Genomic DNA, 22,684 nt, shown 5'->3' with positions numbered 1-22,684 from the left:
ACCCACGCGCCACACGCGTTGATCAAGAGGTTTGCGTCATTTTCCGGGCGGAAGCTGACGCGAACTTCTTGATCAACCCTTGCAGGGGTGGGGGTGGGGGTGGGGGTGGGGTGGGGGTGGGGGTCAGGCTAGGAGGGCGGCCAGGGTGGCGTCGCGGAGCAGTTCCGCGCGGCGACGGCGGTCCACTTCGCCGCCGAGGAACGGAGTGGAGTTCATCAGGCCGAACGCCGCGTGCGCCAGCACGCGGGCCTCGCCGTCGGGCATGCCCGGATGCAGGGCGGTGAGCACCGTCACCCAATCCTCGACGTAGAGCCGCTGGAGGCGGCGGATCCGGCGACGCGGCTCGTCGGGAAGACGGTCCAGCTCGTGCAGGTGCAGGGCGATCACCGCCGGATTCGCCAGCGCGAATTCGACGTGGAAGTCGATGAGTGACTCCAGCGCGGCCCTCGGATCGTTCGGGTGCGTGGTCGCACGTTCGCGGCCGCCGGCCAGCAGCCCTTCGCTCACCGGGATGAGCGCGGCGACCAGCATGGCCTCCTTGCCGGCAAAGTGGTGGTAGAGCGCCGGCCCGGTGACCCCGGCCGCCGCACCGATGTCGTCCATCGAGACCCCGTGGTAGCCACGGGCGGCGAAGAGGCCGACCGCGATCTCGAGGATCTCGTCCTTACGGGAACGGCGCCGGTTCGCGCCGGCCGCGCCCCGCGCCTGCTGCTCCACCGTCACGGGGCAAGCGTAGACCCGCCCACGGAGCGAGACGGAGGCACGGTTACGGGATGGTCGATCGGTCGGCCGACGACCCGGGCCGGCCGGCGCGGCGGCCGGCCCGGGTCATGGTCAGCCGTCGTGATCGTGGTCGAGACCGTGCTCGGTACGCAGCTTCGCCGCCTCGTCCGGGCGGCCCAACCTGTCCAGCGCCTGGGCCAGCAGCCACGCGGCCTGCTGGACCGGCCGGGAGCCGACGGGCAGCCCACCCAGCACCACGCTCAGCAACCGCTCCGCCTCGGCCGGCCGGTCCAGCCGCAGCAGCAGCTCCCCGGTGAAGATCTCGACCTGCGCCGCCTCGCCGAACGCCTCGATCGTGCGGAGGCGCTCGGGCACCCCGTCCAGCCGGTCCAGCGCCTCGCTCTCCCGGCTGTCGCCGGCCAGCACCCGAGCCGCTACCTCGGCCGCCATCGCCCGCTCGTACGTCGCCGGCGGCTCCGAGTCCTCGGCGAGCGCCGCCGCGAGGCGGTCCATCACCTCCAGGACGCGAAGAGCCGCGGTGCCGTCACCGGCCCACATCCAGGCGTACGCCTCGCGCCGGCGGGCCCGCAGTTCGTCCACCGGGTGCCCGGCCAGCTCGTACGCGCTCGCCGCCGCCGCGAACCGCCCGGCGGCGGCGGCGTCCCGGTCCGCGTCGTAGAGCAGCCCGCCGGCCTCTTCCAGCATCTCCGCCCGGTGCGGCAGATTGTCCGGACCGTCCAGGTTCTCCGCGAGCTGCTCCAGCAGTGCGAGCGCCGGGTCGATCTCGCCGAGCGCCTGGTAGATGCCGGCCAACAGGTAACGGCAGCGGTCCGCCTGAACCTGCGCCCCGAGCTTGTCGAGCCCGATCACCGCCTCCTCGGCGACCTCGGCCGCCTCGTGCAACCGACCGGCGACCCGGTACGCGTTGGCCAGCTCCCAGCGCAGCAGCGCGTCGCCCGGGGCACCCTGCTCCACGCAGAGCGTGACCGCCTCGGCGAAGTCGTCCACCGCTTCGTCGGCGCGCCCGGCCGCCATCAGCGCACGCGCCCGGGTGACCCGGACGGCGACCAGGGTGGCTCGCGGCGCCACGCGCAGTGCCTCGTCGCAGGCGGTCACCGCGTCCGCCGGGTCGTCCGCCGCCCGCGCGTACGCCAGGCAGGCACTCATCAGCAACTCGCCGACGCCCAGCTCCCGGGCGAGCGTACGGGCCCCTTCGGCCGCTGCGCGGAACTCCTCCGCCTGCTCCGACTCCTCGAGTGCATGGGCGCGGTGCAGCGCGACCCGCAGTTCCAGGTACGGGTCGTCGACCGCACCCGCCGGAATCCGCTCCAGCACGGCCAGCGCCTCGTCCCAGCGCTCGCTGTGCATCAGCGCGAGCGCCACCCGGTCGTACGCGGCGGCCCGCTGCCGGTCGTCCCCGAGCCGGTCCAGGGTTTCGGCGGCTGCCTCGGCCAGCGCCAGCCCTTCCTGCCTGCTCTCCTCGGTCATGGCGAGCAGCACACCGAGCCGGCTGGCGACCACCTGTGCCCGGACCTCGTCACCCAGTTCCCCGTGGGCGGCCGTTGCCGCCCGGGCGGTCTCGATCGCGTCCGCGACCTGCTCGCCGTCGCTCAGCTCGGCGGCCCGAAGCTCCAGCCGTCGGGCCCTCGCCGAAGGGGACGGCTCCGCCGCGCCGAACCGCTCGTCGTATGCGGCGAGGGCGGCCCGGAAGCCAGTGCGGTCGTGCCGGTGCCAGCTCGACTCGGCGAGGTCGAGCAGTTGGTCCGCGCCGGCGCCTGCCGGGATCTCCGGTGGCACCGGGTTCGAAACGACCGCGCCCTGGACGTCGGGCGGCGTGAGGTCTTCCGCCGGGGATTCCGAGCGGGGCACACGACGGCGCATGCTCGCCGAGAGCGGCAGATGCTCACCGGTCGGCTGTATCGCGAGGCGGGCGGCGACCAGCTCGGACTGGCGGGCGGTGCCGTTACGGGCATCGAACCGGGACGCCAGGTCGGTGGCGGTCCGGGCCAGTTCCTCAGCGAGCCGTGCCGCCGGGACTTCGGCAGCCGGCCGGTCAGCCGCGGCCCGCCGGTACACGGTCAGCTCACCGTCCACCTGCTTGAGCGCTGCGGAGGCGGTCGCCGCGAAGTGCATGGTCGCGGCCGGGGAGGGCGACCGGTCCAGCCAGTCCAGGTGTCGCTCGACCAGTTCCAGGGCCCGCGCCTCGTTGCCGGTCACCGTGCAGAACTCGATGTGGTCGCCGATGTCCCACAGGTCGGAGATGTTGCCGCGCATCCGGCGGTACGCCGTCCGGTGCGCGTTGCGCGCGTCCTCGTGCCGTCCCGACCGCAGGTACGGCACGAGCAGCGCGGTCAGGATGGCCTGCGGCTGCTCACTGCAGGTGAGCCGACCGGCGAGCACCGGCTCGGCGAGGGTCGCCGCCTCGGCGTACCGGCCGGTGTCGGCGAGGTACTGCACCTCGGTGGTCGGGTCGCAGCCGGCGCAGTCGGAGAGGTTGTCACGCGGCGTGGTCTGCCAGAGCCGGTACCAGTGCGCGGCCGCATCGCTGTCGCCGACATGTTCGGCCACCCGGAACCGGTGCTTGTGGACGGCCTGGAGGCTGTGCCCGCCAGCCCGGTAACGCCGCTCCATGTCGTCGATGACCGCGTACGTCCGGTCCAGCGGCACCTCGGGGAACTTCAGCATGAGGTTGACCATGTACTTGAAGTGCCAGAGCAGCTGCCCCGCGTAGCGGGCATGGTAGGGCTGCGGATCGCGGTCGAACTCGGCGAGGCACCAGGAGAAGGTGACGAAGGACTTCGCCGGCTCGCCGCCGTAGGTGTACGCGTTGGTGCCCTGCAACCGGGTGACGAAGGCCAGCTCACGATCATCGGCCGCGTCGACCCGCCGGAGCAGTTGCTCCAGCGCGGCGATCTGCCCGGGCCCGAACGGCATGTTGGAGACCTGCCGGAACACCCGCCAGAGGTCCTCGATCGTGTCCACCGGTCACTCCTGTCCGGGTACGGCCCGGCCGAGCAGGCCGAGGAACGAACTGTTCAGCAGCGCGGCGTCCCCCGCGCGGATGGGATGGTGCCCGAGCAGCAACGCCTGCCCGTAGAGCGCCTCGACGGCGAGTCCGACCAGATCCGGATCGGTGAGCGTGCTGACCCGGCGGACCAGCGGGTTGCGGTGGTTGAGCACCAACTGCGGACGATCCGGTGGGGCGGACGCGGCGAGCGCGTCGAGCACCCCACCCCACAGTTCGTCGGCCTTGTCGCGGCTGGCCGCGAGCTGGTCGTTGAAGGCCGCCGAGCGGCTCACCAGGTACAGCGCGGGTAGCGAGACGGGGTCGTAGGCCCGGATCACCACCTCGCAGCCGGTCCGCTCCAGCGCCCGCTGGGCGGCGGCGAGGAACGGCCGCAGGGCCAGCTCGACCTGGGGGTCGAGACTGTCGAAGCGGGTGGTCAGGTCGCTCGGTTCCAGCCGCTCGATGAGCACCGACCGGTCGACGGCGGGCAGCCGCTCGATCAGCTCGGTGTCGTACGTGTAGCCACCGTTCACCACGGCCAGATCCTGGGCCGCGGCGACCGCGGCGAGCTGCCGGAACTCGTCCAGGCTCGCCGCGTACCGGATCAGGCCGTGGCGCTGCCGGAACTCGGCCAGCGTGAGCGTGCCGACGTTCGTGTCCATGGGCCACCACTGGTCGACCAGCCGGAGCATCTCGTCGTCGTGCAACGCCAGCGCCTTGACACCTAGGTGGTGGACCTGGAGGAACTCCCCCAGCCGGCGCGGGTCGTGCTTGGCGAGCCGCACCAGCCAACCGCGCACCTGGTCGCCGAGCGCCTCGCGGGTCGCGGTGAGCAGCGAGTCCTCGTAGAGCGCCTCGCGGCTCGCGGTGGGCCGCAGTTCGCTGGCATCCACCACGCAGTGCGCGAAGAACGCCCAGTCGGGCAGCAGCCCGTCGGCGTGCTCGGTGAGGAGCATCCGCTTCAGGTAGACCCGGTGCCCGGCCCGGGCCGCCGGGTTCACCGGCTCGGAGAGGATGAACGCCGCGCCCGTCAGCCCGGCCTCCGGTACGGAGAGCGGCAGCACGTCGAACGGGTCGAAGCCGAGCGCCTCCCGGGCGTACCGGATCAGGGCCGGACGGTCGACGGGCATGCCGGGTTCCGCCGGCCACGGCGGTGGCCCGGCGGTCGTGGTCACGTCGCCGACCCGGACGGTGAACGGCAGCAGCGAGCCGAAGAGCCGGGCCAGGTCGACGACGGTCGGGGTGGTGAACCACTGCTCGGCGGCCCTGCGTGGGACGAGCGTGACGGTGGTGCCCGGCTCGCTCCGCGCGGCCCCCGGCGACGCGAGCTGGACCGTGTACCGGCCGTCGGAGTAGCCCGTCCAGCACACGGAGGGCTCGTCGGCGTGCCGGGTGAACACCCGGATCTCGTCGGCGACCAGGAAGCAGGAGAGCAGCCCGATGCCGAACTGGCCGAGGAAGTCGTGGCGGGAGAAGCCCAGCTCGTCCCGCTTGGAGCTGCGGCCGATCGTGGCCAGCAGCTCGTGCACCTGCGCCTCGGTGAGACCGATGCCGGTGTCGTGCACCCGGAGCGTCCCGTCGCCGGTCAGCTCGGGCGGCTCGATGCGGATCAGCGCGGGCGCGTCGGGGTCGGCCGCCCGCCGCGCGGTGATCGCATCGACCGCGTTCTGTAAGAGCTCGCGGACGTACACCCGCGGGCTGCCGTAGAGGTGATGACTGAGCAGGTCGACGACGCCACGAAGGTCGACCTGGAAAGTGTGGTCCACGCCTTTGCGCTCCCCCGGTCCGATGCCGGCGCTCACCGTACCGATGATCACCGACAGGCGCGTCCCCCTTTCACCTGGCGGCTTGACCCTCGACCGGGTCGAACCCGCAGCCTCCCCGTCATGTCCGCAACCCGTCTTGGCCGTGACTTCCACCTGCTGTGGTCGGCCGCCGTCTCCTCACGCATCGGCGACGCCCTGCGTACGCCGGCGCTCGCCCTGCTCGCCGCAACGCTGACCCGCGATCCTCGGCTGATCGCCGCGATCACCGTGGCCGGGCAGCTGCCGCCACTGCTGTTCGGCCTGCTCGGTGGCGTCTACGCCGACCGCTGGGACCGGCGGCGCACGATGGCGCTGGTGGACGGCGTACGTGCCGCCCTGGTGGCCGCGCTCGCCGTGGCGATCGCCGTCGACCGGGCCGGCATCGTGACGTTGCTGCTGGCGGCGTTCCTGCTCGCCGCCCTGGCCGCACTCTTCGACGCCGCCTCCTTCGCGCTGCTGCCGTCCGTCGTTTCGTCGGCCGCCCTGCCCCGGGCCAACGGTCGTCTCCAGGCCGGTACGGCCGTGGCCGGCGGCCTCATCGGAGCGCCCGCGGCCGGCGCGGCGTTCGCCCTGGCCCCCGCGTTCCCCTTCGCTCTCGACGCCGTCACCTTCGCCCTGGCCGCGCTCCTCGTCCTGGCGCTCTCGCCGCTCTCACCTGCCTCCGGCCACGAACGGGCGACCGCCCGACTCCCGCGGCCTCGGGACGGTCGCCGTGCCGTCGCGATCAAGGGTCACGACGGCGTGGACGGGCCGGGCAGCACGGACGGCGCGGACGGCAGCACGGCCGGCCGGCGCGGCTCGCTCCGGGCGGAGATGACGACCGGTCTGCGCTGGCTACGCGGCAACCGGATGCTGTGGCGGATCGCCCTGCTCACGGCGGCGAGCAACCTGGCGATCAGCGGACTGCTGGCCATCGTGGTGCTCCATGCGCTGGAGGTGCTTCGGGTGCCCGCGGCCGGGTACGGGCTCTTCACCGCGACCGCGATCGTCGGTGGGGTGGTCGGGGCGCTGACCGCCGGCCGGATCGCGGCCCGGCTCGGCACGCTGCCCGCGCTGCGTGCCGTGCTCGCCGCGCAGACCGTCGCGCTGACCGGGTTCGCGCTCTCCCGGCACCCGGTGTGGGCGGGTCTCGCGCTGGCGGTCTTCGCCGCCGGCACGTCCGTGTGGAACAGCCTCTGGACGTCGTACGGGCAGCAGCAGGTGCCGGCCGCGCTGCTCGGTCGGGTGGGATCGGCTCAGCGCATGCTCGGGCTGCTCAGCGCGCCGGTCGGCGCCGCGCTCGCCGGGCTGGTCGCCGGGGCGTACGGGACGGTGCCGGTCACGGTCGCGGCCGCGGGAACGTTCGCACTGGTCACCGTCGCGGCGTGGCGGGTGCTGCGACCGGCCGCCCCGGCGCCGGCCGCCGACCGGCCCACCACCGCCGGGACAGCCGCCCGGCCAGGACCGCCCCCGTCGCGTTGAGCAGCACGTCGTCCACCGAGGACACCCCGCCGAGATCCAGCGCGTACTGGAGGGGTTCGACCAGCACCGAGCCCGCCGCGCCGTCCCTTCACCGTTACCTGACCGGGGTACTGGAGAATTGACCCAACCTTTCTGCCTCCCCATGCGTCTGGCAGGTGACGCGGAACGCGACGGCCGGGAAGGAAACGGATGGAGCCGGCGGCGAGCGAAGGACGGGACGGCTACGTCGCCTTCGTGGAGAACCACCAGCACCGGCTGCTGCGCGCCGCGTACCTGGTCTGCGGCAATCGGCACCAGGCCGAGGATCTCCTCCAGGACGCGCTGCTCAAACTGGCGCTGCGCTGGTCCAGCGTGCGCGAGGGCGACCCGGCCGCGTACGTGCGGTCGATCCTCTACCGGGACACGGTCTCCTGGTGGCGACGCCGCCGGCGGGAATGGCTGAGCGCCCAACCACCGGAGCGGGTGAGCGCCGACCGGGACGGCGCGCTCCGGCTCGCGCTGCGCGACGCGGTCGGCCGACTCCCGCCACGGCAACGGGCGGTGCTGGTGCTGCGCTACTACGAGGACCTGAGCGAGGCGGCCACCGCCGAGGTGCTCGGCGTGACCGTGGGCACGGTCAAGAGCCAGTGCCATGCCGCGCTGCGCCGGCTCCGCGAACTCGCCCCTGAGCTGGGCCACGACGACGGCCTGCCCACGGAACGGAGGTGAACAAGTGAGGGACGAGGACCTGACCCGGCTGCTGACCCTCGCCGCCGAGGACGTACGCCCGAGCCATCCGGCGGCGGCCGGCTGGGAGCGGGCTCGCCGCGTCCGGCGCGCCCGCCGCGTCGCCGGCACCGCCGCCACGGCTGTCGTCCTGCTCAGCGGCGGCGTGGTGCTGGCCCTGCGTCCCGCCGACCCGCCGGCACCGCCCACGGCCGCCACCGCGACCGCGAAGCCGGTGCCGAACACGCCGGTGCAGCAGCCGCCGGAACAGCTCGCCTACCCCGCGAGCCCGCTCAATCGTCTCGGCGACCCGGTGACCGCCTCGCTCTCCAGCCGGCCGGTCCGCCGGGCGCTGGCGCTCTATCAGCCGGTCGACCCGGAGACCGGCGCGGCGGGACGGATCCGGGTGCTCGGCGATGACGGTCTGGTACGGGAACTCGACGTGGTCACCCCGGCCAGAACCCGCGACGCCGGCGGCAACGAGGCCTCTGCCCTGAAGTCCGGCAGCCTCTCCGCGGACGGACGGCTGGCCGCGTTCGCGCAGACCGACGAGGTGATCGTGGTCGATCTGACCACCGCCCAGGTCCGCCGGTACCCGCTCAACGGCTACCTGGAGCACGTCCTCTGGGCCGGCGACCGGCTCTTCGTCGGCGACGAAAACACGACGTACGAACTGGACCGGCGGACGGGTGCCACCCGGACGATCCCGCTTTCTCCCTGGGAGATGGTCGTCCCCGACCCGGCCGGCCCAACCGACACCCTGCTGGCGTTGGGTGGCCTCCGGGACGGCCTGACCCTGAGCCGTTGGACGTGGAGCGCCGACCGCACCGATCTGGGCAACCGGCCGCTCGACTTCCGGGCGCTGCCGGCCGGCAACCGGGTGAACGAGTTCTACGGAAGGGCCTGGCAGCGCCGCGACGAGATCGCCCAGGCGGGTTGGATCAGCACCGGCGGCGCGGACGGGCGGGAAGGGGTCGCGGTGTTGGACGCCACGACCGGAGTGGTGACCCGGCTGCTCGACCTGGGCCACGACCGCTGGAAGGGCTGCTGCCCGGTGCTGGGCTGGGACGGCGACGCCGTGCTGCTCCGCCACGCCCCGGGTGGACTGCTGCGCTGGCGGCCGGCGACCGGCGAGGTCACCGGAGTGCTCCGGGATCTGTACGGCGAGATCTCGCTCGCCGCCGGATGAGCTGCCGCCTGCCGGCCGGCTGCTGTGGAACGGGTCCCCTCGCACCGGAGCCGGCGCGCGGGGACCCGTTCCGGCGACTCACCGTCAGGGGTTCAGGCCTCCGGGCTGGTCGCCCTGCACGACAGGGGCGCGCACCAGGTTGCCCCACTCGGTCCACGAGCCGTCGTAGTTGCGCACCTGCGGGTAGCCGAGCAGGTGCCGCAGCACGAACCAGGTGTGGCTGGACCGCTCACCGATCCGGCAGTAGGCCACGATGTCGTCGTCCGGGCTCAACCCGAGCTGGTCGCCGTAGATCGCGCGCAGCTCGTCCGCCGACTTGAACGTCCCGTCGTCGTTGGCGGCCTGCTTCCACGGCTTGTTCACCGCACCCGGGATGTGCCCGCCGCGCAGCGCGCCCTCCTGCGGGTAGTCCGGCATGTGCAGCATCTCGCCGGTGTACTCGCCGGGCGAGCGGACGTCGACCAGCGGACGGCCGGCGGCCACGTGCGCCATCACCTGCTCGCGGTACGCCCGGAGCGGAGCGTCGTCCCGCTGCGGCACCGGGTAGTCGGCCCGCGCTCGGGTCGCCTTGTCGCGGCTCAGCTCCCGCCCCTCGGCGATCCACTTCTGCCGGCCGCCGTCGAGCAGCCGTACGTCCTGGTGGCCGAAGAGGGAGAAGACCCAGAGGGCGTACGCGGCCCACCAGTTGAAGTTGTCGCCGTAGAAGACGACCGTGTCGTCGCGGCCGATGCCCTTGGCGGCGCACAACTCGGCGAAACTCTTGGCGTCCAGGTAGTCCCGGGTCACCTGGTCGTTCAGTTCCAGGTGCCAGTCCACCTTGACCGCACCCGGAATGTGGCCGGTGTCGTAGAGCAGGACGTCCTCGTCGGACTCGATCACGACGAGCCCGTCGTCGCCGAGGTGCTCGGCCAGCCAGGCGGTGGTGACCAGGCGCTGCGGGTCCGCATACGCCTGGAGTCGGGGATCAGGATCGCTCGGCACAGACATGATCCCCAAGGTACGCCGGATGCACCGGTACCGACCCGCAAACGTGACCGGCCAGGCAGGCCGGCAGCGGTCAGTCGCCGATCGGGCCGAGTGTCGGGCGTTTCGCGACGACGGTGTCGCCGGACGAGCGGCCGGTGAGCCGGCGCTTGATCCACGGCGCCAGGTGCTGACCGGCCCAGCGCAGGTCGGCCGTCCGGGCGGCCAGCCACGGCGTCGGTTCCGGGTGCGGCGGGACCAGGAGCCACTCCTCGTCGCAGCCCACGCCGAGCGCGTCGAGCACCTGGCCGGCGACCCGCCGGTGCCCCGCCGGTGAAAGGTGCAGTCGGTCGGTGCCCCACAGCATCGGATGCAGGTACGTGTCGTCGGCGTAGAGGTCGACCATGATCGCACCGTGCCGTTCGGCGGTCTCGCCGACCGCCCGGTTGAGCACTTCCACCCTGGGCTTGACCAGACGCTGCCCGGGCAGCCGGGCCATCACGTCGGCGAACCGGAAGATCAGCACGTCCGCCCCGATCGCCCGGAACTGCCCCACGATCTCGTCGAAGTGGGCGACGAGCCGCTCCCCGTCGAAGGTGCGGCGCAGCACGTCGTTGCCACCGGCGGCGAAGCTGACCAGGTCCGGCTTCATGGCGAGCGCCTCGGGCACCTGGTTCGCCACGATGTTCGGGAAGAGCCGGCCGCGGATGGCGAGGTTCGCGTAGCGGAAATCGGGCCCGGCCTCGGCGGCCAACCGGGTGGCCACCAGATCGGCCCAGCCGCGGAAGGTGCCGTCCGGGTACGGGTCGTCCATTCCCTCGGTGAAGCTGTCGCCCACCGCCACGAAGCTGCGCCAGCGCACTGCCGCCCCCTCACGCTTCTCGTTGCCTGCGGCGACCAGTTTTGCACCGTGCCCCGCGGCGGCGTTGCCCCCAGGGGTGAACGTGGCAGACGTCCCTGAAGTCGGGTGGCTGGGCACGGGCACGCCGGGGCTCGCGAAGCGGTGTTCATTGATTCCTCTCAGATCCGAAACCCGTCGCCCGGTCGACGGCACCGGACGTACGCTGCGCCAATGCTGCTGCGCATGTCGACCCTGCTGCTCCGGACCCTGCGCGAGGACCCGGCGGACGCGGAGGTGCCGAGCCACCGGCTCCTACTGCGTGCCGGCTACATCCGCCGCGCCGCACCGGGCGGCTACACGTGGCTGCCGCTGGGCAAGCTGGTGCTGGACCGAATCAGCGAGGTGGTCCGGTCGGAGATGGCGGCCATCGGCGGCCAGGAGGTGCACTTCCCGGCGCTGCTGCCGGCGGAGCCGTACCGGGCGAGCGGCCGGTGGACGGAGTACGGGGACGACATCTTCACCTTCGCCGACCGGAAGGGTGCCGAGCATCTGCTCGCCCCGACCCACGAGGAGATGGCGGCGCTGCTGGTCAAGGACCTTTTCACGTCGTACCGGGACTTCCCGGTGACGCTCTTCCAGATCCAGACGAAGTTCCGGGACGAGGCCCGTCCCCGGGCCGGACTGCTGCGCGGGCGCGAGTTCCTGATGAAGGACGCCTACTCGTTCGACCTGGACGAGGCGGGCCTCCAGGCCGCGTACGAGCGGCAGCGAGCGGCGTACCGGCGAATCTTCGACCGGCTCGGCCTGGACTACACGGTGGTGCACGCGATGTCCGGTGCGATGGGCGGCTCGGCGTCGGAGGAGTTCCTCGCCGCCACGCCGGTGGGTGAGGACACCTTCGTGGGCTGCACGTCCTGCGACTACGCGGCGAACACCGAGGCCGTCACGACGCGCGCCCCGGCGTCCGGCGACCCGCACGCCCACCCGCCCGTCGAGGTGCACGACACCCCGGAGACGCCCACCATCGCCGGCCTGGTCGAGATGGCCAACACCCGACGGCTCGGCGGCCGCGACGACTGGACCGCTGCCGACACGCTGAAGAACATCGTGCTGACCGTACGACGGCCGGGCGTGGACGAGGCCGAACTGTTGGTGATCGGCGTACCGGGCGACCGGGAGGTCGACCTGAAGCGGGTCGCTGCCGCGCTGCACCCGGCCACGGTAACCGTCTTCGACGACTGGGCGGGGCACCCCGAACTGGTCCGCGGCTACCTCGGCCCGCAGATCCTCGACAAGCTCGACCTGCGCTACCTGGTCGATCCGCGAATCGCGCCCGGCACCGCCTGGTTGACGGGGGCCAACGAACCGGGCCGGCACGCCACCGGAGTCGCCAACGGCCGGGACTTCACCCCGGACGGCACGATCGAGGCGGCCGAGGTGCGCCCCGGCGACCCCTGCCCGGTGTGCGAAGCCGGTGCGCTGACCATCCGGCGCGGCATCGAGGTGGGGCACATCTTCCAGCTCGGCCGCAGGTTCACCGACGCGTTCGCCGTCGACGTGCTCGGCCCGGAGGGCAAGCCTGTCCGGCCGACCATGGGCTGCTACGGGATCGGAGTGTCCCGGGCGGTCGCCGCCGTCGCCGAACAGCATCACGACGAGCGGGGGCTGGTCTGGCCGGCGGCGGTCGCACCGTGTGACGTACACCTCGTGGCCGCCGGTAAGGGGCCGCAGCTGGAGGCGGCGCTCGACCTCGGTGCGCGGCTCTCCGCGGCGGGCCTGCGGGTGCTGGTCGACGACCGGTCCGGCGTCTCCGCGGGGGTGAAGTTCACCGACGCCGAGCTGATCGGCGTCCCGCGCGCCGTCGTGGTCGGCCGCCGGCTCGCCGACGGGTACGTCGAACTGCGCGACCGGGCCACCGGCGAGCGGGCCGAGCTGCCGCTCGACGGGTTGGTTGAGCGGCTCGTCGACTCGGTACACCCCGCACACCGGGTATAACCAAACCGTGACGGGGTACGGAATCCGGATCGGCGTATGCGTTTGTGGAGGACTCCCATGACCGGTTACCGGGTCAGCGATGTGATGACCAAGCGGATCGTCTACCTGCCGGCGGAGACCACCCTGGACGAAGCGGCAACGGTGATGCGGGAGGCCGACATCGGAGACGTCGTCGTCACCGACGGCGCCAGCCTCGCCGGGATGCTCACCGACCGGGACATCGTGGTCCGCGCGGTGGCCGAACGCGCGAACCCGTCCAGCACCACGATCGGCTCGATCACCACCCGGGAGGTCGTGATGATCGAGCAGCACGCGACGGCCGGGGAGGCGGCGGCGTTGATGCGCGAGCGCGGAATCAGGCGGGTGCTGGTCTGTGACAGCGATCGCAAGCTGGTCGGCATCGTCTCCCTCGGCGACCTGGCGATGCAGCTCGACCCGCAGTCCGCCCTCAGCGAGATCAGCGAGCAGTCGCCCACGGTGTGAGGAGGGGCCCCTTCACAGCGGAGGGCCCCTCTGCACCGGGGTAGCCTCGACCGCATGTCCGCCATGCCGGCCAGGTTGGCCGAGATCGTCGACGAGTTCGCCGCCGCACCCCGCGACGTGGTGCTGGAGATGCTGCTCGAGTACGCCGATGTCATTCCACAGCTCCCGCCGGACGCGCCGGAGCGGGAGGGCATGGAGCAGGTACCGGAGTGTCAGACCGCGTTCTTCCTGCGCGCCCGGGTGACACCGGAGAAGACGGTGGAGACGATCTTCGACTGCCCGCCCGAGGCCCCCACCACCCGCGCCTTCGCCGGCATCCTCGCCGAAGGGCTCACCGGGGCGACGGCGGAGGAGGTTCTCGCCGTTCCGGACGACCTCTACCAGCGGATGGGCCTGGCCCAGGCGATCAGCCCACTGCGGGTACGCGGCGGCACGGCGATCCTGGCGCGGCTGAAGCGCCAGGTGCGGGAACAACTGGGCTGACCTCGGAGTTGCCACCGATCATGGAGATCGAGATCTACGGCGATGTGGTGTGCCCCTGGTGCTACATCGGCAAGCACCGGCTGGAGCAGGCCCTCGCGTCGTACGACGGCGAGGTGACCGTGCGCTACCGGCCGTTCCAGCTGGATCCGTCGCCGGTGCCCGAGCCGGTGCCCCTGGTCGAGGCGCTCAGCGCCAAGTTCGGCGGCCCCGCCAACGCCCGGCAGATGGTCGCGCGGGTCACCGAGGCGGCGGCCGGGGCCGGGCTGCGGCTCGACTACGACCGGGCGATCGCCGCGAACACCTTCGACGCGCACCGGCTCATCGCGTACGCCACCGAACGCGGCCGGGCCAGCGAGATGGTGGACGCGCTCTACCAGGCGCACTTCGTGGGCGGGATCGACATCGGCTCACGGGACGCGCTCGCGGAGCTCGCCGTTCAGGTCGGACTGGACGGCGCCGACGCACGCCGGTACCTCGACTCGGACGAGGGCACGAAGACGGTCGCCGCCGAGCTGGCCAAGGCCCGGGATCTCGGCATCAGCAGCGTGCCGACGTTCGTGCTCGCCGGCAAGTACGGGATCAGCGGCGCGCAGGAGCCGCAGACGCTGCTCGCCGCGCTGGCCGAGGTCGAACGCCTCGAGTCGGGCAAGGACTGAACCCACGCCGCCGCGGCCGGCGGCCGGCTCGCGCAACCGGCAGGCATCGACACCGTTGATGTTTCACGTGCAACGATATCGACACCGATGAGCGCGCGGCTTCGCGACCGATCAGCCGCCCGGACCGCCGGCCGGGTCAGGCCGGGCCGGACCGCCGGTCAGGCGGGCCGCGCCAGATCCTCGACCACTCGTGCGTTGGGCAGCGCGCCGAGCGCCGGACCAGGCAGCGCGATCTTGCTGTGCCGTACGCCGGAGCCGATGATGACGTGCGGCGTGGCGATCACCCGGGAGTCGACCAGGATCGGCCACGCGGCCGGCAGGCCGATCGGGGTGATCCCGCCGTACTCCATGCCGGTCAGCTCGACCGCGTCCGCCATCGGCGCGAAGCTCGCCTTGCGTACGTCGAGCGCCCTCCGGGCCACCCCGTTCACGTCGGCCCGAGTGGTGGCAAGGATGATGCAGGCCGCGTAGCGGACCACGCCCTCCCGTTTACCGGCCACCACCACGCAGTTGGCCGAGACGTCCGGCCCCACGTCGTACGCCGCGCAGAACGCCGCGGTGTCGGCGAGTTCGGCGTCGATCGGCGCGACCAGCACCTCGTCCACGTCCACCGGCGCGTCGACGGGCCACTCTGCGAGCGCCGCGGCGACCGGCGGGGCCAGCAGGTCGGGGCGGGTGCGGGCCGGTTCGGTCTTCGGCGTCCCCATCACGGGTGTGATCCTTCCACCCACGGCACCGAGGCGGCCAGCCGGTCGCCGGCTGCGGCCGTCCGCGGTGCCACTCAGCCTCCGGCGAGGAAGGCGTTCTCCTTGAGGAACGTGCGGTCCCGATTGGCCGCGAGCTCTTCCGCCCGCAGCGCCTGGGCACGGCGGACCTCGAGGTCTTCCAACGCCTGGCGTACGGCGAGCCGGATCACGCCGTAGAGGAAGACGAATCCGAAGCAGTAGAGGATGACAGCAACGACGACAGCGAACATGGTGGTCACGCTAGGTCGAATGTGAACCAGACAGGTTCTCATCTCCACCCCGTTCCCCCGTACGTGTCTGCGTGCTGACCGCCCCCGGGGCGGGGCTGTGGTGACGGGTCCACCGCCTGGCCGATCGACCCGGAAGGCGTACCGGCAGCGGCGGTCGACCTGCCCGCCGAACGGCCCGCCCGCAGTCTCAGCTCAGCAGATCGAGCACCGTCACCAGCACGTAGAACACGATCACGATCTCACTGATCACCCAGGAGTTCCGGTCGGACCAGGTGCGGACGCGGGGCAGCGCCGTGGCGGCGCGCCGGCCGGCAATCAGCAGGGCGAGCAGCGGCAGGGCCAGCAGTCCGACCGTCAGCGCGACGAACGGCAACAGGTGCCACCACGACAGGTCGTGCCGGGCGACGCTCGCGCCGACGGCCGCCATGGTCAGGTCGTCCGACGGCGAGGTGGCGACGAGCACCGCGCCGAGCCGGGCGGCCCCACCCGGGCCGGCGTGCTGGAGGGTGGTCAACCAGCGTGGCGTGCCGGTCTGGTGGCGGCGCAGGTAGACGACCACCGCGAGTACGGCCAGCAGCACCAGCACCGCCCAGTCGACCCGGTGGGCGGTGCGCTCCAGGTGGCCGACGTCGGTCTCCGCCCGGTCGGCGAAGCCCCGCAACGCCCGGGTGACCAGCCAGCTGACCGTCACCCCGACGGTGACCACACCTCCCACCGCGGCCAGATATCCGAGGAGCGCGGCGCGCGGACGATCGGCCGAGGGAAGCAGCACCGCCGCGACGAACTGCGTCCCGGCGACCATCACCACGGCCAGCGGCAGCACGGTCAGGAAGTTCATCCTCCGCCCATCCTCGCGGCCCAGACCACGCATCGGGCCGGGTTCGCTCCACCCCGAGCTTGGATCAGGAAGTTGTCGCCGCTCGCGGTCCACCGCGCCGGCGGCAGCTTCACGGTCGACGGAGCGCGCTGGGGGTCACCCGGGTGGCGAGGAGGGTGCCGCTCAGGGCCAGGGCGGTCGAGATCGCGAGGGCGACCAGGAAGCTGCCCGAAGCGGGACCCGAGCCACTGGCGAGTACGGCGCCGGTCAGCGCCAGCACGGTCGCCGCGCCGAGCGAATCGCACAGTTGCAGCGACGAGCTGCTGCGGCCCTGCTCTCCGGGCGCGGACAGCTCCAGGGTGAGAGCGGACAGCGACGGGTAGAGCAGCCCCATGCCCAGCCCGGCGACGGCCCAGCCGAGCACGGCCACGGCGATCGGTGTACCGGGCAGGAGGGTGAGCGCCACCGTGCCGATGCCGGCGGTCACGCAGGCCAGCCCGGCACGCGGGAGGCTGGCCCGGGAGGCCGGTGCCCGCATTCGCCCCTGTATCCAGGAGCCCGCCGACCAGAACAACGCACCAGTCGTCAGCACCAGCCCCGCCGCCGTCGGCGAGAGTCCACGTTCCCGGGAGAGCATCAGCGGGACGACCACCTCGGCACCGACGAACGCCGCCGAGGCGAGCCCGCGCAGCCCGATCACGGCGGGCAGTCCCCGGGCGGCCCGCAGCGAGCCCGGCGGCAGCAGGCGCGGCGCGCAGAACAGCAGGCCACCGATCGCGACCGCCGAAAGCGCCAGGGCGTACACGCCGTGCTGCTGACCCCCGATGTGCAACAGAGCGGCGCTCACCCCCGCCCCACACGCCCAGCCGATCCGCGCCACCGCGCCCACCGACGGGCGGGTCACCACCGTCGCCGCGACCGATCGCAGACCGGGGCGCATGAGCAACGCCGCCGGCACGGCCACCGTCGGCACCGCTAGGAAGACGAAGCGCCAGTGCAGATGCTCCACGACCAGCCCGGCCACCGCCGGCCCGACCAGCGACGGTACGACCCACGCGGCGGCGAAGGCCGCGAAGATCCGCCGGTGCAGCTCCTCCGGGTACGCCTGGCCCACGATCACGTACAGCGCCACGGAGAGCAGCCCGGAGCCGAACCCCTGCACCACCCGTCCGACGACCAGCACTTCCATCGTCGGCGCGGTGCCGGCGACCACCAGACCCGCCACGAACCAGAGCAGCCCGTGCCACATCGGGGAGCCCGGTCCGCGCGTGTCGCACCAGATGCCGGAGAGCACCATGGCGAGCACGCCCGTGGCGAACGGGCCGCCGAAGGCCAACCCGTACAGGGCGAGCCCGTCCAGGTTGCGGGCGACCGTCGGCATCGCCGTGCCGACCGCCAACGCCTCGAAGGCGAGCAGTGAGATGAGTGCGACGCTGCCCACCGTCATCGCGCGCAGCCGGGGGGCGAACAGTCCCGGTGCCGGCGCGAGGGTGGCGGTCACTTCCGACCCGGACGGTGGAACCTGAGCGCTTCGAGCGACATGCGCTCAGCCTGCGACCTCAACCCCGATTGAGGTCAACCCACCCGTGACGGATCCCGCGTCACGCAAGCTCCAGCGCCTGGCCGACCCCCTTCGCGAGTCCCGAAAAATGCTGGTCGGCCAGGAGATGACCGGCGGTGATCACCAACGCCACCGGCCACTCGATGATCTGGAGTGCGGCGAGCACGCCGAGCCCCCCGTAGTAGGCGATCTTGTCGGCGGGCGGAACCGCCACCTCGCCCAGCAGCGGCAACTGCACCCGCCGGTTGTACATCTGCACCGTTTCGCGGACCCCGTTGAGATGCCGGGTCAGTGTGCTCATTCCAGCCTCCCCGTTGACTTCTGCCGCCGTGTGATTTCCACGGGCGATGCCTCCCATGCGCCGTCGCCAGCGGAAACTTCCCCTGCTCAGGGGGCATAACGGACGGCACTCCGGGAAGCCAGGCCGCCGGAAGCGACGCGTGGGGGGCGAAATGGCGTACGGCAGGGACAGCTGCGCATTGGAGTCACGCCGGCACCAGTCCGGCCGTACGCCTCGATGACGCCGCCGGGCCACGCCGCCGCCCGCCTCTTAGCGCCGGCCGGTGTGCCGAAGCTCGTCGGCGAGGCGTCGCGGACGGTGGGCTCCGCCGCGGCACGGATGGCCCGGATGGTCGGCCTGAGCAGCAGGCGGGTGTGGTCCCGGCCGGGACGGCACCACATCGAGGTGCACGGGGTCTGCCAGGAGGGCGGCGATTCCCTGGCCCGGCAGGTCGAGTCGGCGCTGGAACGGATGCCCGGAGTGGCCTGGGCGCGGGTGAACGCGCCGTCCGGGCGGGTGGTGGTGGCCGTCGAGTCGCCCGAACCGAAGCTGCGCGACCTGACCGCCACGATCGCCCGAGCCGAACGCGCCTGCCCGTACGAGCCGGACCCGGAGTTACCACCGCCGCATCCGCCCGAGGAGGGACCGCGCACCCCGCGTACCCTCGGCGCGCTCGCCTCCGACGCGTTGGGCCTGACCATCTCCGCGGCCACCCGCATCCTGCCGTTCACGCCCGTGCCGGGCGAGGTCGCCGGGCTGCTCGGCGCGGTGGACCTGCACCCACGGCTCCACGCGCTGGCCGGTCGTGGGCTGCGTGCCGATCCTCGGACGGACCTGATCTTCCCGCTCGCCGAGGCGGTGGTGCAGGGCCTCACCGGCGGCTGGGCCGGCATCGTGCTCGACGGCGCTCAACGGATCCTCCAGTGGGGTGAGGATCGCGCTCAGCTGAGCGTCTGGGAGAAGGCCGAACCGCGGCTGACCGGCGACCCGGAACGGGCTGCCGCCCGGTGGTCGGCCGTCGACCGGCCCCGGCCGAAGCCGGACGGCCCGCTGGAGCGGTACGCGATCCGGATGCTGAGCGCCGGAGCGGCGGCAGCGCTGGGCGCCGCCCCGGTCGTCGGCCGGAAGCGGGCCTCGGCGCTCGGGCTCGCCGCGCTGCCCAAGGCGCCCGGGAGCGGCCGCGAGGGGTACGGTGCCCAGCTGGGCCGGCTCCTGGCCCGCCGTGGCGTGATCGCGATGGACCGCAGCGTGCTGCGCGAACTCGACCGGATCGACACGCTCGTGCTGGATTCCGCAGTGCTCGGCTCCGACCGTGGCGTCCTGGCCGACCTGGCCCCGCTACCCGGCGCGGACACCGGACAGGTGGCCGAGCGGGCGTTCGCGCTCTTCGACCCGGCGGACCCGGAACGCCGGCACGAGGTCGACGGCTGGCGGATCGGTCCGCTGGACCGGCTGGACGCCGAGGACCCGGGTGACACCGAGGAGAGCGCCCGGCTGCGCTCCGCAGGCGGTCGGCTGCTCGGCCTCGCCGCGGGAAACACCCTCGCCGCGTTGCTCCGGGTGGACGCCGAGCCCGCGCCGGGCGTCGACGGGCTGCCCGCCGCGGCCCGCGACGCGGGTCTGCGGCTCGTGGTGGCAGGCGACGACGAGCACCGGTACGGCTTCGCCGACGCCGTCCTGCCCGGTGGCGACCGGCTGGCCGACTCGATTCGCTCGCTCCAGCGCGACGGCGCCACGGTGATGCTGGTCTCCGGGGACCGGACGGCGCTCGGCGCCGCCGACTGCGGGCTCGGCATGTACGGCCCGGACGACCTGCCGCCGTGGGGCGCTCACCTGCTGATCGGCACCGACCTGCGGGTGGCGGCGCTGCTCATCGAGGCGGCCGGGATGGCCCGCCGGATGACCCGGCAGAACATCCGGCTGGCCATGGCCGGTACCGGCATCGCCGCCTTGAACGCGTTCACCGCCCCACCCCAGCAGTTGCCCGGCAGGAGCCTGCTCGCGGTGAACGGCGCCGCGGCGTTGGCCTTCGGCAACGGCGCGTGGCGGGCCGGCCGGTTGCGCATGCCGGACGACTCCCCGACACCGACGGCCCCCGCCTGGCACCTCATGCCGGTACGTACCGTCCTCGACCGGCTCGGCACCACCCCCGACGGGTTGACCGCCACGGCAGCGGAGCAGCGGCACGGCGGTGCGCAAGGCGACGACGCGCCGGGGCCGGGCGGGCTGCTCCGAGCTTTCGTCGACGAACTGTCCAACCCGCTCACCCCGGTGCTGGCCGCCGGTGCGGTGCTCTCCGCGTCGTTCGGTTCGCTGGTCGACGCCGCCCTGGTGGGCGGGGTGGTCGGCGGGTCGGCGTTGATCGGCGCGGTGCACCAGCGCAACACCGAACGGTCCCTCGCGGAGTTGCTGTCCCGCTCGGCGGTCACCGCCCGGGTGCGGCGCGACGGCACCGACCGCGTGCTGGCGGCCGACGCGCTCGTGCCCGGCGACGTGATCCGGCTGGAACCCGGGGACGCGGTGCCCGCCGACTGCCGGGTGATCGAGGCGGTGGGCCTGGAAACGGACGAGTCCTCCCTGACCGGGGAGTCGCTACCGGTCGCCAAGAGCCCGCAACCGGTCGTGGCCGCCGCCGTCGCGGAGCGGCATTCCATGGTGTACGAGGGCACCACGATCGCCGCCGGGCACGGCACCGCCGTGGTGGTCGCCACCGGCGCCGACACCGAGGCCGGTCGCAGCCTCGCGTTGGCCCGGCAGGCGCCCCCGTCCGGCGGTGTGGAGGCCCGGCTCGGCCGGCTGACCCGGGCGGCGATCCCGCTCGCGGCCGGCTCGGCGGTCGCGGTGGCCGGGGCCGGCCTGCTCCGGGGCGTACCGCTGGCGCAGACCGCGGCGACCGCCGCGAACCTGGCGGTGGCGTCGGTGCCGGAGGGACTGCCGTTCCTCGTCAGTGCCGCACAGTTGGCTGCGGCCCGGCGGCTGGCCGAGCACGGCGCGCTGGTCCGCAATCCCCGCACCATCGAGGCGCTCGGCCGGGTGGACGTACTCTGCTTCGACAAGACCGGCACCCTCACCGAGGGGCAGCTGATGCTGGCCGGCATCGGTGACGGCGACGCCAGCCGGTACGCCCCGCTCGACCGGCTCGACGACCGGCTGCGGCTCACGCTGGGCGCGGCGCTGCGCGCCACCCCCGGAGCGGACGACCCGAAGAAGCTGACCCACCAGACCGACCGCGCGGTCCGGCACGGCGCCGAGGCCGGGGGCGTCGTCGAGCAGACCGGTGCGACCGGCTGGCGGGCGGTCGGTGGCCTGCCGTTCGAACCGTCCCGGGGTTACCACGCGACCGTCGGCGACACCGACCAGGGGCTGCTGCTCAGCGTCAAGGGAGCGCCGGAGTCGGTGCTGCCGCGTTGCGCTTCCCGCCGGGTCGACGGGCGGGAGGAGCCGTTGGACGATGCCGGGCGGGCCGAGCTGCACCGGCTGCTCTCCGACCGGGCAGGCGCCGGGCACCGGATCCTGGCGGTCGCCGAGTGCCGGGTGAACGACCGTACGGTCACCGACGAGCAGGTGCGGAACCTCAGCTTCGTGGGCTTCCTGGCCCTCGCCGACGGCGTACGCAAGAGCGCCGCTCCCGCCGTACGCCGGATCCGGCAGGCCGGCGTGCACACGATCATGATCACCGGTGACCATCCGGCGACGGCCGAGGCGATCGCCGCCACCATCACCGAACACGACGAGCAGCGCGTGGTGACGGCTACCGAGCTGGACCAGCTGGACGACGAGACCCTCGCCGAACGGCTGGCCCACACCGACGTCGTGGCCCGCTGCACGCCCGCCCACAAGGTACGGATCATCCAGGCGTTGCAGAAGTGCGGCCGTACCGTGGCGATGACCGGGGACGGCGCCAACGACGCGCCCGCGATCCGCCTGGCGGACGTGGGCATCGCGCTCGGCCAGCGGGGCACGCCCGCCGCCCGGGCCGCCGCAGACCTGGTGGTCACCGACGACCGGCTGGAGACCATCATCGCCACGCTGGTCGAGGGGCGGGCCATGTGGTCCTCGGTCCGGCACGCGCTGAGCATCCTGGTGGGCGGCAACCTCGGTGAGATCGCGTTCAGCGTCCTGAGCGCGGCGGCGACCGGCCGGTCCGCGATCAACGGTCGGCAGTTGCTGCTGGTCAACCTGCTCACCGATCTGGCGCCCGCGCTCGCCATCGCGGTCCGGCCGCCCGCCGCCGACCGTACCGAGAGTCTGCTGCGGGAGGGGCCGGACACCTCGCTGGGCGAGACGTTGAACCGGGAGATCGGCCTGCGCGCCGCCGCCACCACTCTCGGCGCCACGGCCGGGTGGACGCTGGCCCGCTACACCCCCGGTGGACCCGCGCGGTCCGGCACGGTCGCTCTGGTGTCCCTCGTCGGTACGCAGCTCGGGCAGACCGTGCTGGCCGGCGGTACGAGCCCGGCGGTACTCGCCTCCACGGCGGTGTCCGTCGGCACTCTCTTCGCCGTGGTGCAGACGCCCGGGCTCAGCCAGTTCTTCGGCTGCACGCCGCTCGGACCCGTCGCCTGGAGCATCGCGGCGGGTTCGGCGTTCGGCGCCACCTTCGCCAACGGCGCGCTGAGCCGGCTGGTGGAACGCCTGCCAACGGCGAAGGGCCCCGACGACGCCGAGCGTCCCGAGGCGGACCAGTCCGACGCGGGCTCGCAGGCCGGCCGTCCCGAAGACACACGGGCGGAGTGAGC

General features: G+C 73.2%; 18 protein-coding genes. 8 read left to right on the top strand and 10 right to left on the bottom strand.

Features of this window, described 5'->3' with window-relative positions:
- Positions 1-123: 123 nt before the first annotated feature.
- From ABZS42_RS06330 to ABZS42_RS06320, 3 genes are all read right to left on the bottom strand, one after another.
- A complete protein-coding gene (locus ABZS42_RS06330) occupies positions 124-723 on the bottom strand; it encodes a TetR/AcrR family transcriptional regulator (RefSeq protein ID WP_355142883.1) in 600 nt (199 codons plus the stop codon).
- 111 nt (positions 724-834) lie between these two features.
- Positions 835-3,705, bottom strand: a complete 2,871-nt coding sequence (locus tag ABZS42_RS06325; RefSeq protein WP_355142882.1) for a hypothetical protein — start codon at positions 3,703-3,705, stop codon at positions 835-837.
- A gap of 3 nt (positions 3,706-3,708) precedes the next feature.
- Positions 3,709-5,496 carry an HSP90 family protein gene (locus ABZS42_RS06320; protein ID WP_355142881.1) on the bottom strand — a complete coding sequence of 596 codons (1,788 nt, stop codon included), beginning with the start codon at positions 5,494-5,496 and terminating at the stop codon, positions 3,709-3,711.
- A 120-nt stretch (positions 5,497-5,616) separates the two neighbouring features.
- Between ABZS42_RS06320 and ABZS42_RS06315 the strand changes: the two genes are divergently transcribed.
- The 3 genes from ABZS42_RS06315 (at position 5,617) to ABZS42_RS06305 (ending at position 8,890) form a co-directional block, all read left to right on the top strand.
- Positions 5,617-6,996 carry an MFS transporter gene (locus ABZS42_RS06315; RefSeq protein WP_355142880.1) on the top strand — a complete coding sequence of 460 codons (1,380 nt, stop codon included), beginning with the start codon at positions 5,617-5,619 and terminating at the stop codon, positions 6,994-6,996.
- 189 nt (positions 6,997-7,185) lie between these two features.
- On the top strand, positions 7,186-7,704 hold the full coding sequence (locus ABZS42_RS06310; RefSeq protein ID WP_355142879.1) for a SigE family RNA polymerase sigma factor: 519 nt from the start codon (positions 7,186-7,188) through the stop codon (positions 7,702-7,704).
- Between the two features lie 4 nt (positions 7,705-7,708).
- Positions 7,709-8,890, top strand: a complete 1,182-nt coding sequence (locus ABZS42_RS06305; RefSeq protein ID WP_355142878.1) for a hypothetical protein — start codon at positions 7,709-7,711, stop codon at positions 8,888-8,890.
- A gap of 84 nt (positions 8,891-8,974) precedes the next feature.
- Here the strand turns inward: ABZS42_RS06305 and ABZS42_RS06300 are convergent, their stop codons facing one another.
- Both ABZS42_RS06300 and ABZS42_RS06295 read right to left on the bottom strand, forming a co-directional pair.
- Positions 8,975-9,877, bottom strand: coding sequence for a sulfurtransferase (locus ABZS42_RS06300; RefSeq protein WP_355142877.1), 903 nt, complete (start codon positions 9,875-9,877; stop codon positions 8,975-8,977).
- Between the two features lie 70 nt (positions 9,878-9,947).
- On the bottom strand, positions 9,948-10,715 hold the full coding sequence (locus tag ABZS42_RS06295; RefSeq protein ID WP_355142876.1) for an SGNH/GDSL hydrolase family protein: 768 nt from the start codon (positions 10,713-10,715) through the stop codon (positions 9,948-9,950).
- Positions 10,716-10,925: 210 nt separating this feature from the next.
- On the opposite strand from ABZS42_RS06295, the gene ABZS42_RS06290 reads away from it, so the two are divergent.
- The 4 genes from ABZS42_RS06290 to ABZS42_RS06275 are packed head-to-tail and all read left to right on the top strand — an operon-like array spanning position 10,926 to position 14,311.
- Positions 10,926-12,689, top strand: coding sequence for a proline--tRNA ligase (locus ABZS42_RS06290; protein ID WP_355142875.1), 1,764 nt, complete (start codon positions 10,926-10,928; stop codon positions 12,687-12,689).
- A 57-nt stretch (positions 12,690-12,746) separates the two neighbouring features.
- Positions 12,747-13,172, top strand: coding sequence for a CBS domain-containing protein (locus ABZS42_RS06285; RefSeq protein ID WP_355142874.1), 426 nt, complete (start codon positions 12,747-12,749; stop codon positions 13,170-13,172).
- Between the two features lie 54 nt (positions 13,173-13,226).
- Positions 13,227-13,655 carry a SufE family protein gene (locus ABZS42_RS06280; protein WP_355142873.1) on the top strand — a complete coding sequence of 143 codons (429 nt, stop codon included), beginning with the start codon at positions 13,227-13,229 and terminating at the stop codon, positions 13,653-13,655.
- Positions 13,656-13,675: 20 nt separating this feature from the next.
- On the top strand, positions 13,676-14,311 hold the full coding sequence (locus ABZS42_RS06275; RefSeq protein ID WP_355142872.1) for a DsbA family oxidoreductase: 636 nt from the start codon (positions 13,676-13,678) through the stop codon (positions 14,309-14,311).
- 158 nt (positions 14,312-14,469) lie between these two features.
- Here ABZS42_RS06275 and ABZS42_RS06270 read toward each other — a convergent pair whose 3' ends face one another.
- From ABZS42_RS06270 to ABZS42_RS06250, 5 genes are all read right to left on the bottom strand, one after another.
- A complete protein-coding gene (locus ABZS42_RS06270) occupies positions 14,470-15,018 on the bottom strand; it encodes a YbaK/EbsC family protein (RefSeq protein WP_355142871.1) in 549 nt (182 codons plus the stop codon).
- Positions 15,019-15,092: 74 nt separating this feature from the next.
- On the bottom strand, positions 15,093-15,287 hold the full coding sequence (locus ABZS42_RS06265; protein WP_355142870.1) for a hypothetical protein: 195 nt from the start codon (positions 15,285-15,287) through the stop codon (positions 15,093-15,095).
- Between the two features lie 187 nt (positions 15,288-15,474).
- Positions 15,475-16,125 (bottom strand): GAP family protein, encoded by a 651-nt coding sequence (locus ABZS42_RS06260; RefSeq protein ID WP_355142869.1) that lies wholly within the window; start codon positions 16,123-16,125, stop codon positions 15,475-15,477.
- A 109-nt stretch (positions 16,126-16,234) separates the two neighbouring features.
- Positions 16,235-17,605: an MFS transporter gene (locus ABZS42_RS06255; RefSeq protein WP_355142868.1), complete on the bottom strand. Its 1,371-nt coding sequence runs from the start codon at positions 17,603-17,605 to the stop codon at positions 16,235-16,237.
- Positions 17,606-17,705: 100 nt separating this feature from the next.
- Positions 17,706-18,023: a hypothetical protein gene (locus tag ABZS42_RS06250; protein WP_355142867.1), complete on the bottom strand. Its 318-nt coding sequence runs from the start codon at positions 18,021-18,023 to the stop codon at positions 17,706-17,708.
- Between the two features lie 159 nt (positions 18,024-18,182).
- On the opposite strand from ABZS42_RS06250, the gene ABZS42_RS06245 reads away from it, so the two are divergent.
- The gene (locus tag ABZS42_RS06245; protein WP_355142866.1) at positions 18,183-22,682 is read left to right on the top strand and encodes an HAD-IC family P-type ATPase; all 4,500 of its coding nucleotides are present in this window, start codon (positions 18,183-18,185) and stop codon (positions 22,680-22,682) included.
- Positions 22,683-22,684: the final 2 nt, after the last annotated feature.

The sequence above is a fragment of the Micromonospora sp. NPDC005367 genome, assembly GCF_040606825.1.
Lineage (GTDB): Bacteria > Actinomycetota > Actinomycetes > Mycobacteriales > Micromonosporaceae > Micromonospora.
This window is presented reverse-complemented; position numbering and strand designations above follow the sequence as displayed.